Origin of the sequence: Curtobacterium sp. MWU13-2055 (assembly GCF_023242305.1) — a bacterium.
In the GTDB taxonomy this organism is placed as follows: domain Bacteria; phylum Actinomycetota; class Actinomycetes; order Actinomycetales; family Microbacteriaceae; genus Curtobacterium.
The window spans coordinates 565,143-579,630 of record NZ_JALLIO010000001.1 but is presented as its reverse complement, the minus strand read 5'-3'; the positions used below and the strand labels follow the sequence as shown (position 1 = coordinate 579,630).

The following is a 14,488-nucleotide window of genomic DNA, read 5'->3' as shown; positions in this document are numbered from 1 at the left end:
CGGCGACGCTCCCGACGCTATGCCCCCAGGCTGGGCGGGCGCATGCCGGTTGGGCGGTTCCTACGACTCGACGTCATCCGTCGGCGCGGGCTGCTGTGCAGCAGCGACAAAGGCCGACGCGATGATCGAGGAGAGTTCCTCCACCTGCCAGGGGCGGGCCTCGTGTGCGGCGAGGGCTGCCCCGACCAGCTCGGTCGACGGCGGCGACGGCGGTGCCCACGAGACCACACGCAGGGTCTCCGGCGTGAGCAGGTTCTCGAGCGGGATGTCGAGCTCCTCTGACCGCTTGGTGACCGCAGCCCGTGCTGCCTTGTACCGGCGGTCGGCCGCGGGGTTGCGGTCGGCCCAGGCGCGGGGCGGCGGGAGCGTCGCTTCACCGGATCCGCGGAGCTTCGGCAGGTCCTCGGTCGTCAGACCCTCGTCGACCGCGGCCCACCAGCGGTCGAGCTCGGACCGGCTGGCGCGACCCGTGAACGCCTTCAGAGCGCCGAGTTCGGCGCGCGACGACGGTGCGGCGGCCGCGGCGGCGACGATCGCGGCGTCGGGGATCGTCCGCCCCGGAGCGATGTCGGCGGCGCGGGCGTACTCGTCACGGGCGACCCAGAGCGACCGTGCGATCGCCAGCGCGCGGGCACCACGGAGGGCGTGCATGCCGGACAGCCGACGCCACGGCTCGGCACGGACGGGCTTCGGGGCGCGGTGCAGCACCGCGTCGAACTCCTCTTCCGCGATCCGGGACTTGCCGGCCTCGTCGAGCTTCGCGGCGAGGGCGTCACGCAGGTCGGGCAGGAGTTCGACGTCGAGCGACGCGTACACGAGCCACGACTGCGGCAACGGCCGGGTCGACCAGTCCGCTGCCGAGTGCGCCTTGGCGAGCGTGATCCCGAGCAGCTGCTCGACGACGGCGCCGAGACCGACGCGGGGGAACCCGGCGATGCGGGCTCCGAGTTCGGTGTCGAAGATGCGGGTCGGGACGAGACCCACCTCCTGCAGGCAGGGCAGGTCCTGCGAGGCGGCGTGGAACAGCCACTCCTCGTCGACGATGGCCGCCTGCAGTTCGGAGAAGTCGCCGATCGGGATCGGGTCGAACAGGAACGCACCGGCACCGCGACGGAACACCTGGATCAGGTAGGCGCGCTGCGAGTAGCGGTAGCCGCTGGCGCGCTCGGCGTCGACGGCGACGGGCCCGTGACCGGCGGCGATCGCTGCGACGGCGTCGAGGTAGTCGTCGCGCGAGTCGATGACCTTGACGGCCTCGTGCGAGTCCTCGAACGCGGGGTCCGGTGCACCGGGGGTCGAACTGGCGGGGTCGGTCACTTGGCGAGCCTCCTCGGGGCCAGCAGGGTCACGCCGTCCGAGGCAGGAGGCAGACCGGCGAGCATGGCGACGATGTCCTGCCATGCCTGGACGTGTGCGGTGAGGTCGTCGCCGCGGGGCGTCCACGACGCGCGGAGTTCCAGCTGCGCGCCGTCGCCCTGTGCGGCGAGGTCGCCGTACCCGCGCGAGATGATCTTGGTGGCCGTGCCCGAAGCGTGGTCGTACTCGGCACCGTGCGTCTCGAGCGCGTCGACGAGCCAGCTCCACGTGACGTCGGCGACGAACTCGTCGACACCGATCTCGGGTTCGAGTGGTGCTTGGGCGAACGAGACCACCCGGAACGCGCCGCCCCAGCCCTCGGGTTCTTCGGGGTCGTACAGGGCGATGAACCGTCCGGTGCCGAGGTCGGACTCGACGCCGTGCGCGGTGCCGGACACGTCCGCCGCCAGGGCGATCGAGAACGGTGCGATCCGCGTGGGCGAGGGGATCTCGGTGACGGTGGTCTCGGAGCGGCTGCTGCCGGAGGACACGAACGCGCGGAGCCGCGCGAAGGCGTCGGGCTCTCGGGTTTCGGACACACATGCAGACTAGGCTCCGGGCCATGTCCCGATCCGCGCGACCCGCCGAGGACGCCGTCCAGGAGACCGCACGATCGGCCGGCTTCATCGCCCTCGGTGCCGGTCTGGCCGCCGCCGCGGTGGGGACGGCCGTCATCGGTGGCTTCGTCGCCGCCGTCGCCCGCGCCGTCGTCACCCCGGACCGCAAGCGCACCGAACGCGTCCCGATCCACGCCGTCGACCCGGTCCGGATGACGGTGACCATCGAGCGGACCGCCGACACCGAGCTGCAGGGTCGCTACTCGCTCTGGTTCGGCGCCGGCACCGGGCACATGCGCGTCGGCGAGGTCCTCGGCACCACCGACACCACGGTCACGCGCCGCATCATCGCGATCGACGCCGGCGACCCGACCGCTGCACGCCGCGGTCGCTGGGGCGGCTGGTTCTACCTGACCCCCGGCGAGCTCGACGTGCCCGTCGAGGACATCGACATCCCGACACCGAACGGCCCCGCACCCGCCTGGGTCGTCCGTGCCGACGACCCGGACGCCCCGTGGGCCGTCCTGGTGCACGGCCGCGGTGTCACCCGCGCCGAGACGATCCGCGCCGTCCCCGTCTTCCGTGCCGCCGGCTACTCGGTCGTCCTCGCGTCGTGGCGGAACGACGGCGTCGCACCGCCGAGCGTCGACGGCCGCTACGGCCTCGGCAGCACCGAGTGGGAGGACATCGACTCCGTCCTCCGGTGGCTCAGTGCCCAGAACGCGCAGAGCGTCGTGCTCATGGGCTGGTCGATGGGCGGTGCCGTCGTGCTGCAGACGCTGTTGCGATCCCGGTTCGCCGGGCTCGTCGACGGTGTGGTGCTCGAGTCACCCGTGGTCGACTGGCACGCGGTGCTCAAGTCGCAGAGTCAGTTGATGGGGTTGCCGCGGCCGGTCCGCAAGGTCGCCCAGCGCCTGCTCCGCACCCCGGTGCTGCACCGGCTCGCCGGCCTGCAGCAGCCGGTGGACCTGCGCGAGCTCGACATGGTCACCCGGTCCGCCGAGCTGACGGTGCCGATCCTCCTGCTGCACAGCGACGACGACGGGTTCGTGCCGTCCTCGGCCTCGCACGACCTCGCGCGCGCCCGACCCGACCTGGTCCGGCTCGAGGTGCAGACCACGGCCCGGCACACCAAGCTCTGGAACCACGACGCCGACTGGTTCGACGCCCGCATCCTCGCGTGGCTCACCGAGGTGGTCCAGCGGCGCGGGGCGGCCAGCGCGCGGTAGACGCGACCGGAAAGCGGACGGGAGGCGCGGTGCCAGCTGGCACCGCGCCTCCCGTCCACCCTTGCGTCCGTTCGGTCGCATCGTGAGCAGAAATGGTCGGATCACCGTCGCGCACTCGACCTTTTCCGCTCACGAAGCGGGCGGTGTGGCACTCGTTCCGTTCGTCGTCTGCTGTCGCGGCCCGAACTCCTCGAGACGAGTCGCCGGTCGGCCCGGCTGCGCTGGGCCGTGCGTCCGGTCGAAGGCATCGCTCATCGTCGTGAGCGGCGGTCGGACCGTCACTGTCCACTCCCCGCTGTCGAACGCGTCGATCCGGACCACCAGGTTCGACTCGTCGGTCAGGTCCGCGCCGGGGAGGTAGCCGAGGAACTCGCCGTCGATGAGCTGCCGCATGCTGTCAGCGATCTCCATTGCCTCGGCATGGCTCAGGATGAGCCCGGGTTCCACCGCCGCGTCGACACGGCGTTCGAGTGGGAGCGCTTGGACCGGCTTGTCAGGGGACGTGACAGCGTACAGGGTCGTGAGGACCCAGACGAGCTCTGGTGAATCGAGCCCTGGTGTTTCGAGCTCTGCGAAGAACTGCACCAGGTCGGGCAGCACGATGCGAGCAGCGGGGATCCGGTAGGTGACCATCCCCCGCTCGCCGGCACTGTCGTGGTCATCCGTTCTCCTCGGTCGTCTCGGTCTGGGGCAAGAGGCCGCCCACGCTCATGGCAGCGAGGACGTCGGTCCTGCCGGGCCTGAACGCCGTGAACCCGACCGAGGTGTCAGCCTGCACGATGCAGAGCCCCGGCTGCTCGTCGCCGAGCGGCACAAGCGCACGGGCAAACCCTTCGAGTCCGCGGACGTCGAAGCCCTTCTCCGCGGCCATCGTGTACTTCGTCAGGAAGGTTCGTGCCGTCGACAGCGCGCCCTGCTCGAAGATGCGCAGCCGTTCCTCGGTCGGACACCGCGATGCCACCTCGAGCGCCAGTTCCGCCCCCGGAGCGCCTGATGCGCGGAGGCGCGCGCACAGCTCCTGGACGGTGATGTGGACGACCCCGACGGAACGGTCGATCGCCGTGGCTACCACGAGCGTTCGGTCCGTCGCGCGCAACACGACCGTCACGAGTTCATCCCCGTGCTCGACCTGACAGATCAGGACGAGCTCGTCCCCGAGGGCTTGGAGTGGGTCGATGAACGGTACGAGGTTCGGCTCCTGCTTCGAGTAGCTCCGCCGGATGGCCGCTGCGAACGACCGTGCGGACACGTCGGAGACGAGCACATCCGTGTCCGGCCCGACAGCGGCGAGGATCTCGACGACACGGTCCGGCAGGTCCACAGCCGTCCCGGTGGTGATCGCTCGGAGATGACCGATCGAGACGTCCTGGGGCACGCCCGTCACCTCCGGATCTCCACGGACGACGGGCTGAGTCGGTACCGGACCTCGCCGTCGGGCATGGCGTCGATGTCGACCCGTGCGCGCCCCGGTTCGCTGTAGTGCCAGGACGGACCTCGGCGGTTCGACCAACCTTCGAGCAACGCACCCGAGGCGAACCGGATGGCGATCCGCGAGCCCGTGACAACACCGTCCGACACGACCTCGGAGTGCAGAGCGAGGAGGGTGAGCAGGGAGGGTTTGTCACCGGGATCGAGGAACGCGTGCTCCCCGTCAGAGCCGGTCAGCGCGAAGTCGGTCTCGAACCGGAGCGACGCACCGCTCGAGAAGCGGATCGTCACGTCGGATTCCATGCCGATGCAGTCGACGGTGTCGCCGGCGATGTCCAGCGCGAAGGGTGGACCCGGAACCCGCACTCTCAGGGCTTCTTCCGTACCGGGGCTCGTACTGCCCTCCAGCGGATCGACACGAACCGGGCGCCCCTTCGGCCCGGAGACGTGCCAGGACTCGAACTCGCCGTCCGGACCGGCGACGAGGGTCGCTCCGTCAGCGAAGAACAGCGTGAGCGTGTCGCCCTCGACCGATCGCCGATCGAGGTCTGTGCCGAACAGCCGCAGGATGGGGAGCAGCGAGTCCTTGCGCTCCGGATCGACGACCACGCTGCCCCCGGATCGGACCGTGACGGTGAACGCAGATTCGAGCTGCACGCTTGCGCCGTCGGTGAAGCGCAGGTCGAGCCGGAAGTCGACGCCGACGAAGTCGAGCGTGCCCGCGACGGGGACGGGCGCCGCCGCCCGACCTGGCTCCGATGTGTCAGTGGCCATGACCGTCCCCTCCCACGGATTGGTGTTCCGGAGCCGCCCGCGCTGAGTCTCCTCGAGCAGGTCGCGGTTCTCCGAAGAGTTCCCAGGACGTCGGAGTGGGGCGGTACCGGAGGTCGTCGTACACCGGCAGCCACGGTTCCAAGCCGTGGTGGGCACGAAGCGCTTTCTCCAAGACCATCGGGGAGTCGATGGTCAGATGTGGAACGCGGCGCGCCTCGTCAGCCGTCGCCCTCCGCATCCTCGACCCTTCGAAGTTCGTGACGTGCACCCCGTCGTAGTCCTCCGATCCGTGGCTGAACGCGGGCAAGAACCGGCGTTGATCGGGAACGCTGTTGCCCACGATCTGCCACATGCCCGGTCGGAATCGCGCATCGAACGTCATCCGCGCGAGAAGGGGAGTCGCTGCCGTCACGTCGCTGAAATTGAGGGTCTGCACTGACCTTTCAGACGCCACGAGGTCGAAAATGATGACGTAGAGCGCCTTCGTGTACTTGCCGATCACCTGTCCAAGCGCCACCTCACCGTCGTCGAGCGGCACGGTGAAGATGTCACCCACCGCGACGGAGTAAATCTGTTGCTTTGAACTCAAAGCACGTCCTCTCAGGATCCGGTGGCACACGTCAGAAATGCGACCAGGGGGCGCTTCCCCCAAAGTTCGACGGGCAGAGGTCGGGTCTGGCCAGTGCTGCGCCCCACGGATGGGAAGCCAGCCACGCGTTGACCGTTAGGGTCAAGAAAGCACAGTTGGTCCTCGTTGGCCGTTCGCTCTCTTCATGCTCCAGGCTCGCGACCGTGGGATGCTCACGAGGGCGTTTCGGTCGAGGGTTCTGTAGCGCGGGTGGTCATCGCCGGGACTTGCGTTCCTGATCCGAACACTCGAGAAAATTTGTCCCCTATTTTTACCTGATCTGTGTCGATGATGATCGTCCACAACGAGCCGTCACTCATGTCGAGGCGGATGACTGCTTTGTCGATTTTGCCGACATCGGATGGGTGGAATCCGACGAACTCGCCGTCGATGAACTGATGTGTGGCTTCGGCGAGGCGCGCGAACGAGGCACTGTCGAGTACCGGATAGGGCAAGTGGGGCGCGCTAGACGCCTGTTCCAGTTTCGCGACGTCCAGTCCGGGATCTTTCGCCACGTTGACGAATATGTCCTCAGCCGTCCATGAAAGCTCGGGCAGATGAAGGGAGGGCACAACGTCGGCGAGGTCGAACCATTCGGTATCGCCCTGCTCGGATTCACGGGTAAAAAGTTGCAGCATCGGATCCGATTCAACTAGGGGAGGGGCAGAACTGTCTTGCTGCGAGTGCGTGTTCCGTCCGTCAAGTGAAATTGTCGCAAAGGTGTTCGGATCATTCCAGGAACAGTTCAGCGGACGAGGGAGTGGGACGGTAACGAACTGTTTCGAGCACATCGAGCCAAGGATCGACGCCTGCGTGCGCTCGGAGGAATCGCTCGATCAGCGCGGGAGACCGAAGCGTCTTCTGGGGGATACGGGCGGCTTCCTCTGCGGAAGCCATGCGGGTTCGCGAACCTGAAAAGTTCGTCACGCGTACTCCACCAGCCGCTGGCAGCCCCCGGATGAAAGCAGGCAGGAGTCGTTGAGTATCAGCTGGGGCCTGTCCGATCACGGTCCAGGCGTCCGGTCGGAAGCGCTCGTCATGGGTCCAGCTCGCAACGAGCGGTTCCGCGACAAGTGCGTCTGATACGTCGGTGAGGTTTACACCCTCGCTGATCGAGAAGTCGAAGATCACGATGAACAGTTCGTCACCGTCGACCGTCAAGACTTGCCCGACATACGATCTTCCATCACCTCGTTGCACGACGAACAGATCGCCCGGACGGACGTACTCACCTCGGCTCCTCGGCCCATGCCCAGTTGCCACCAGGACACACCTTGTCCTCCCGTCTAAGGCGCTGGCCCTCATTCGTCAAATAGCAGTTGTTGAGCGCTGGGGATGTTTCTTGGCATCGAATCTGTGAACCATGGAAGCTCCAGACTGTGAATTTTCCCATTCTTCGTCCAAATAAGAACTTCGCCTACAACTTCAGAAGATTCATTCTCATAAGAGGCTTCGATCGGAAGGGCCTGGTCCGGTAAATTGACCGCGGGTGAGTCGTCAAGGTCTATCTGCCAGATCCGTGGACCAGTCGGTCGGAATCCTCGAATTGCTTGCGCTTGGTACTGCAATGATCCTGATTCAGGTAGGAGTAGATGATCCAAGCAAGTGCGGACGAGATCGTGCAGACGTGATTCGTCTTCTGTCTTCATATTGCCCCAATCTTCAAGGTGTGTCCCTTGGGACGAACATTGTACCGACACGAGGGGTGTCCGCTACATTGGATCCACGTACGCGAACAATAGCATCGCTTATCGGTACGTCTTCAACAAATTTGCCGGGGGATAGATCCTTTTTGTCAAGGTGATGGGCAACGGCCTCGATGACCGGACGCCTCCCTCCCATTGAGTCAACGAGCGGATCAAGTCCGTGTTCCTTCTTGTCAAAGATGTGCCGCATCTTGTTCGGATCCTCGAGAACCTTGTCTGCGATTCGTTGAGCGCGCTCACCGAGTTCTGTCGGAGGTAACGGAGAGACGTCGGAAAGCCTGTTCACCGCGGTCGGCAGGTGGACCTTCGACATCGTGCCGCCGGTGGCCGCCGACGTCGCCGCACCCTCGGCCGCGTTCCGGAGTAGACCACCCGGGGTCACCGGCTGGCCGCTCACCGCGTAGTTCGCGACGTTCTCGGCCGCACCTTCTGCTGCGTTCTTGACCAGCTGCTTGCCGATCAGGGCACCGGCACCACCGCCGACGGCACCGAAGGCCCCGCTGACGGCGACCTGGCCCCAGTTCACCTCGCCGGTCGTGGCCTTCTGGATGATGGTGTCGGCACCGGCGCTGATGAGCATCATGCCGACCGGACCGCCGACGCCGGTGGCGAGAAGCACACCGCCCGCGACGACCATCGCGCCGCCGGCGACGTACTCCCAGTTGTCCGCGAACCAGTCACCGGTGGCCGCAGCGGCCCGGGCGAGCGGACCCTGTTCGGCCGCCGCGTAGGCCTCCAGTTCCGCGTCGGTAACGGGCGCGAGACCGAGCGGGTCGATGGCGTGCAGCGGATCGTTGCCGGCGAACGAGTAGGGGTTGCCTGCCCAGGCTGCTCCAGCGGGCGCGGTGACCGGGTCGATGGACAGGAAGCCGCGCGACGACGAGTCGTACGCGCGGGCACCCATCCACTCCAAGCCGGCGACCTGCAGCGAACCGTCGGCGCCGAGCGCGATCCCGCCGGGCAGGCCGGAACCGCCGAGGTCGATGAGCGTCTGCCACGGGTCGGCGTCGTCGGCTGCTCTCGTCGTGCGCCGACCGCTGGTTGCCCACCCGTCGCCCACCCCGGTGAGACCACCGGGAGCGCGGACGACCGGGGTGTCGCCGACTGCCAGGAGCGTCGGCGCGAACGCGGCGGTGTCCCAAGCGATCGGGATGCCGTCGACATCGGCGAGTTCACCGAGGGCGTCGACGTGCAGGTCGGTCGTGGTGGTGCCTGCCGCGGTGGCCTCCGCCACCGCGGTGAGGTGACCCTGCGGGGTCCAGCCGTACGTGGTCGTCACCCCGTCGGCTCGGAGCGCCTCCACCCGACGACCTGCGCCGTCGTAGGCGTACTCCGCCTCGGGCGCCCCGTCCGGAGCGTCGACCCTGGTCAGCTGTCCGGCGGCGTCGTACGAGAACCGTCGGGCCCCGGAGTCCGTTCGTTCCTCGACCAGGCGACCTGCTGCGTCGTAGACCCAGCCCGTGCGACTGCCGTCCTGGACGGACGCCACCAGCTGCGCGGCATCGTCGTGCTCGTAGGTGGTGCTCCCGCCGGGTCCGTCGACCCGGGTGATGCGCCCGTCGGCGTCGCGCCCGATGGTGCTGAGGTGCGTGCCGTCCGAGTCGATGCGCGCGTGCCGGACGACGTGTCCGTTCGCGTACTCCCAGGTCTGCAACTGATCGCCGGCGCGGGCCTGCAGGAGCTGGCCTGCCGGGTCGTGTTCGTACCGGACCTCGCCGAAGACCGAGTGCTCGACCCGGACGACCCGTCCGGTGGCGTCGTGCGTGTACCGGGTCGTGGACCCGTCGGGGGACTGCACCGAGGTGCGGAGCCCGTCGGCATCGTTGGTCCACCGCGTTTCCCGGGCGCCGGTCGAGCGTCGGACGAGCTGCCCCAGCCGGCTGAACTCGAGGACGTGGGCAGTGGGGGAGTCCGGACGGGTCTCATCGGTGATCGTCACCGTGCGGGCGCGGGCATCGCGGTCGATGCGGCCGATCAGACGGTCGCCGGCGTACTGCGCGGATTCCCGACCGGCTGCGTCGTACTCCCACCGCAGCACGGTGCCGTCCGGGTCGGTCTGGGTGAGCTGTCGTCCGGCGGGGTCGTAGGTCGCCGTCGTCGTGCGCCCGAGCTGATCGGTGGACGAGGCCACCTTGTCGAGCTGCGTGTACGTCCGGACGGTCACGCCACCCAGCGGATCGACGGTGCGGACGAGGCGTCCACGCTGGTCGTGCTCGTAGCGGGTGGTGCCGCCGAGCCCGTTCACCGCAGCGACGAGCTGTCCTGCGGCGTCGTACCGGAAGGTCCGCTGGCCGAAGCGGGTGTCCCGCGCCGAGACCACGCGACCGACCCGGTCGTACCGGTACCGGACGGTGCCGACCCCGGGGACGTCGGCGTGGACGACCCGGCCCTGGCGGTCGTACTCGGTGCGTGCGACCTCGCCGGTCGGCAGGGTGCGCGCGACGACCCGCGAATCGGCGTCGTAGGTCAGCGTGGTGCGTGCGCCGGCGGGATCGATCGCGGAGACCGGTCGGCCGCACGCGTCGTACTCGTACCGGGTGGTGCGGCCCGCCGGGGTGGTGACGGCGACGACGCGTCCGGCGAGGTCACGTTCGATGCGGGCGAGGCCACCGTTCGCGTCGACGAGCTCGACCGGGCGGCCGCACGCGTCGTACGTCGTCAGCTCAGCAGAGGAATCCGCGTGCTCGAGCCGGGTCGGACGCCCGAACTCGTCGGTCGTCACGGACACGGCGTCGAAGGCGTCGCGGACCGTGGAGACGCCGTCCGCGCGCGAGCGCCCGACCTCAGTGCGGACACCGGTCGGGTCGACGGTGGCGCCGAGGGCTCCGACCGCGTCGTACTCCCGCTCCCAGGTGCCACCGGCCGGGTCGACCACGGCTTCGAGCCGGGAGAGCGCGTCGTGCACGAACGCCCACTCGGCACCGTCGGGCAGGGTCATCGTCGACACGTTGCCGAACGCGTCGAAGTCCTTCGCGACGACGCGACCGAGGGGGTCCGTGGTGGAGACGACCTCGCCGTGTGGACCGTAGGTGACTTCCGTGCGGGCACCGGTCGGGTCGATCGTCGCCGTGACCCGACCGTCGTCGCCGTGCTCGAACCGCCACAGTCCCCCGTCCGGGTCCTCGCGCGCGGTAAGCAGCCCGGCGGCGTCGTAGCGGTACCGGGTCCGGTTGCCGAGCGGCGTGACGGCCTCGACGATCCTGCCTCCGGCGTCGCGCATCAGACGTGCGGTGTCGCCGACGGCGTTCTCGACGCCGACGAGCTCACCGGACGCGTCGTGGTGGAACGTGACGACGACGCCCGTCGGATCGGTGGTGCGGACGAGCACGCCGTCCCGCCACTCGAGCAGCGTGCGACCGCCGACAGGGTCGATGACGACGGACGGGTTCCGGTCGTCGCCCGTGTACCCGTACTCGACGACCCCACCGTTCGCGGTGACCACCGTGGTCAAGCGGTCCTGCTCGTCGTACCCGAAGGTCAGATCGGCGCCCTCCGGCGTCACGGTCCGGACCCGACGCCCGCGGTCGTCGTACCCGTGGACGGTCACCTGACCATCGCGCTCGGTCACCGAGACGAGGTTGCCGTGCGGGTCGTACGACATCGACTGGCGCTGCCCGTCGGTGTCGATGATCCCGACGACGCGGCCCTTCCGGTCGGCGATCCAGGTGTTCGCGTGGACCCCGTCGATGTCGGAGACCGAGGTGACCCGACCCGGCAGGTACGAGAACCGGACCCGTCGACCGAACGGTGTGCGCTGCTCGACGACCCGGCCGCGGTCGTCGTAGGTGTTCTCGCACTCGACGACTCCCGTCGCAGCGGTCACCCGGTCGATCAGGCCGTCCGCGTTCCAGCGGTACCGGCGACTGCCGACGGCGTCGGTCGCCCGGACCAGCCGGCGGCCCTCGTCGTAGTGGTACTCGACGCGGCGCCCGTCCGACGCCGTCGCGGACGCCACCCGGTCGCCGCTGTACTCGATGTCGACGAACCGCCCGAACACGTGCGCGAGCCGCGTGATCCGATCGTGCTCGTCGCGTCGCACGGTCACGGCGGTGCCCGCTCCACGCGCACTGCTCAGCCACAGTCCGGACGGCGTGAACGCCCACCGGCCGCCGGCGTTGTCCCGCACGACGAGCGAGTCCTGCTCGGCCCGGAGCCACAGGTCCTCGCCGACGCCGCGGCTCCACCCGTCCCCCTGCCGTGGGAAGTCGACCTGCCGGCCGTCGTCCAGCACGACCGAGGCGGCCTCGTCGCTGACCTCGAGCCGGATGTCGAGGATGGAGGACCACCCGAGTCCGAACACCCCGACGCGGCCGTCGAGTGAGTTGTACATGCGGGTGAGCCGGAGCGACGCGGCCTGCCCCGCGAAGGACAGGTCGGTCTCGGGCTCGAGGAAGTTGCCGGTGGCCGTGTTGACCGGGTCGTCGGCGAACCCGTTGGTCGGGGCGTCCCCATCGCCGAGAACGGCCCGATGGTGAAGTCGTCGCGACCGGCGTCGATCCCCGCCGAGGACAGCGCGGCCGCGATCGCCGCGTCCGACAGCGTCGCAGGCCCGGCACCGCCACCGGCGGCCTCGAACTGCGCTGCGACGGTGCCCGCCCAGTCGGCGTCCTTCCCGTTCGCCGTGAGCCAGTCGTTCACCGCGGTCAGCAGCGACTGGGCGTTCAGGGTGCCCCAGCACGGGTTGCACTCGGCCTCGTAGTCGCTCAGGGCGTTCCGGAACGTCGAGACGGCGCCGGACAGATCGGCGTCGAGCGTCCGGGTGGTCGCCTCGAAGGAGCGGAGGTCCGCGGGGACGGCGGACGACGTCCCACCGCTGGTCCCGCCGCCCGCCGGGAACTCCCGCCCCGTGACGCTGACCTCGTCCGCCTGCAGTCGTGGCTCCGGCTCGGGCTCCGGAGGCTTCGGGTCGTCGCCCCCGCCGAACCACGTCGAGACCTCGTGCCCGGCGGCGACGAGGAAGTTCTCCTCGCGTTCACGCTTGCGGGCGTCCCACGCCTTCGCCTGCTTCCGCCGGTCGTCCTCGTCCTTCGCGGCGTCGCGGAGCTGCTGCACGAACCCCGACAGGCTCTGCAGCGACTCGACGAGCTTCGTCGCGCTGCGCGAGGCGATGTCGGCGTTGTCCGCGAAGACCTCGGAGAAGTAGCCCCGGAACTCCGAACGCGCAGTCGTCACCGATGACGACCGCGACCCGGACTGGCCGTCGATCGACGACGCGAGCGCCGTCGAAGCCGACTTGAGTGCATCCGCCGCGCTGTACGAGTAGCCGGTCGGATCGTTCCCGTGGATCTTCGCCATCGTCATTCCCCCCTGGTGCTGACCGCACCATCCTGGCACGGATCCGGACTGAAATTCCAGAGGACGGCATGCGTGCCGAGGGGAGATGGACGGGAGGCCCGTGGCGGATCCGCCACGGGCCTCCCGTCCGTCAGAAGGTCGCGTCTACGACACCGCAGCCTGCACCTGACGCTGCACGCGTCCGAGCATGCCCACCATGCCGCGGATCCGCAGCGGGCTGACCGCCTCGGACAGGCCGATGGTCAACGGGTAGTCCGCCGGCACGGCGAGCACCTGCGCTGCCGTCAGGCCGCTCAGGCCCTGCGCCAGGATGGAGGCGAAGCCGCGCGTGGTCGGCGCCTCGCGCGGCGCGGTCGCGTGCATGCGGACGACGTCGGGTGCGTCGCCGTCCTCGCCCACGGTCACCGTGATGAACACGGGGGACTGGCACTCCTCGACCCGTTCGAGTTCGTCCTCGTGCCCCTGCAGCCGTTCGGGCAGCGCGGGCAGCTCGTTCGAGAACTCGAGGAGGAGCTGCAGGCGGTCCTTCTGGCCCAGGGCGAGGAAGTCGTCGCGGATCTCGGCGAGGGTGGCGGGGAGGGTGGCCTCGGTGCTGTCGTTCATCGGTTCGGAACTGTACCCGGCTCCGCGCCCTGCACGATCGGGACGCGGACGGCGCTGCCCCACTCGGTCCACGAGCCGTCGTAGTTGCGGACGCTGTCGTAGCCGAGCAGGTGCTGCAGGACGAACCAGGTGTGGCTCGACCGCTCGCCGATGCGGCAGTACGCGATGACCTCGTCCGCATCGCCGATGCCGGCGCCCTCGCGGTAGATCGCGTCGAGTTCCGCGCGCGGCTTGAAGGTGCCGTCCGGTGCGGCGGCGGTCGCCCACGGGATGTTCACCGCGGTGGGGACGTGGCCGCCGCGCAGCGCTCCTTCTTCCGGGTAGTCGGGCGCGGTGGTGCGGGAACCGTCGTACTCGCCCGGGCTGCGCACGTCGATGAGGGGCTTGCCGAGGTGGGCGAGCACGTCGTCCTTGTAGGCGCGGATCTCGGTGTCGATCCGGTCGACGACCGGGTACTCGGCCGGCGTGACGACGGTCTCGTCGGTGGTGAGGGCGCGGTCCTCGGCGATCCACTTCGCGCGGCCACCGTCGAGCAGGCGGACGTCCTCGTGGCCGAACAGCGAGAAGACCCAGAGGGCGTACGCGGCCCACCAGTTGTGCTTGTCGCCGTAGACCACGACGGTGGTCTCGCGGCCGATGCCCTTGCTGCCGAGCAGCTCGGCGAACGCCTCGCCGTCGATGTAGTCGCGCTGCACCGGGTCGTTGAGGTCGGTGTGCCAGTCGATCTTGACCGCGCCGGGGATGTGTCCGGTCTCGTAGAGCAGGACGTCCTCGTCGGACTCGACGACGACCAGGTCGGGGGTGTGGGCGTCCAGTTGTTCCTGCAGCCACTCGGTGGAGACGAGACGCTCCGGGTGGGCGTAGGCGGTGAACTTCTCGGACGGGTCGACCGGTGCGGTCATGGTGGGCTAC

At 69.0% G+C, this 14,488-nt stretch carries 11 protein-coding genes; 1 reads left to right on the top strand and 10 read right to left on the bottom strand.

Annotated features, from left to right (window positions below):
• Nucleotides 1–60 precede the first annotated feature (60 nt).
• Entirely contained in the window at nucleotides 61–1,317 is a 1,257-nt protein-coding gene (locus M4960_RS02660; protein ID WP_374202852.1) for an HRDC domain-containing protein, read from the bottom strand.
• Nucleotides 1,314–1,895 carry a DUF3000 domain-containing protein gene (locus M4960_RS02655; protein WP_123938166.1) on the bottom strand — a complete coding sequence of 194 codons (582 nt, stop codon included), beginning with the start codon at nucleotides 1,893–1,895 and terminating at the stop codon, nucleotides 1,314–1,316. Before M4960_RS02655 ends, M4960_RS02660 begins: the two co-directional genes overlap by 4 nt.
• A 23-nt stretch (nucleotides 1,896–1,918) precedes the next feature.
• Between M4960_RS02655 and M4960_RS02650 the strand changes: the two genes are divergently transcribed.
• Complete coding sequence (locus M4960_RS02650; protein WP_159573080.1) at nucleotides 1,919–3,142, top strand: alpha/beta fold hydrolase; 1,224 nt, start codon at nucleotides 1,919–1,921, stop codon at nucleotides 3,140–3,142.
• A 129-nt stretch (nucleotides 3,143–3,271) separates the two neighbouring features.
• Here the strand turns inward: M4960_RS02650 and M4960_RS02645 are convergent, their stop codons facing one another.
• The 8 genes from M4960_RS02645 to M4960_RS02610 form a co-directional block, all read right to left on the bottom strand.
• The gene (locus M4960_RS02645; protein WP_248703373.1) at nucleotides 3,272–3,775 is read right to left on the bottom strand and encodes a hypothetical protein; all 504 of its coding nucleotides are present in this window, start codon (nucleotides 3,773–3,775) and stop codon (nucleotides 3,272–3,274) included.
• Between the two features lie 747 nt (nucleotides 3,776–4,522).
• Nucleotides 4,523–5,344, bottom strand: a complete 822-nt coding sequence (locus M4960_RS02640; protein ID WP_248703372.1) for a DUF6188 family protein — start codon at nucleotides 5,342–5,344, stop codon at nucleotides 4,523–4,525.
• Nucleotides 5,334–5,900 carry an Imm26 family immunity protein gene (locus M4960_RS02635; RefSeq protein WP_248703371.1) on the bottom strand — a complete coding sequence of 189 codons (567 nt, stop codon included), beginning with the start codon at nucleotides 5,898–5,900 and terminating at the stop codon, nucleotides 5,334–5,336. The genes M4960_RS02640 and M4960_RS02635 overlap by 11 nt, the downstream gene beginning before the upstream one ends.
• 245 nt (nucleotides 5,901–6,145) lie before the next feature.
• The gene (locus M4960_RS02630; protein ID WP_248703370.1) at nucleotides 6,146–6,610 is read right to left on the bottom strand and encodes a hypothetical protein; all 465 of its coding nucleotides are present in this window, start codon (nucleotides 6,608–6,610) and stop codon (nucleotides 6,146–6,148) included.
• A gap of 91 nt (nucleotides 6,611–6,701) precedes the next feature.
• Nucleotides 6,702–7,133, bottom strand: coding sequence for a hypothetical protein (locus M4960_RS02625; RefSeq protein WP_248703369.1), 432 nt, complete (start codon nucleotides 7,131–7,133; stop codon nucleotides 6,702–6,704).
• A 501-nt stretch (nucleotides 7,134–7,634) separates the two neighbouring features.
• Nucleotides 7,635–12,356 (bottom strand): DUF6531 domain-containing protein, encoded by a 4,722-nt coding sequence (locus M4960_RS02620; RefSeq protein ID WP_248703594.1) that lies wholly within the window; start codon nucleotides 12,354–12,356, stop codon nucleotides 7,635–7,637.
• 761 nt (nucleotides 12,357–13,117) lie between these two features.
• Nucleotides 13,118–13,576: a SufE family protein gene (locus tag M4960_RS02615; RefSeq protein ID WP_111086363.1), complete on the bottom strand. Its 459-nt coding sequence runs from the start codon at nucleotides 13,574–13,576 to the stop codon at nucleotides 13,118–13,120.
• Nucleotides 13,573–14,478, bottom strand: coding sequence for a sulfurtransferase (locus M4960_RS02610; protein ID WP_248703368.1), 906 nt, complete (start codon nucleotides 14,476–14,478; stop codon nucleotides 13,573–13,575). Before M4960_RS02610 ends, M4960_RS02615 begins: the two co-directional genes overlap by 4 nt.
• Nucleotides 14,479–14,488: the final 10 nt, after the last annotated feature.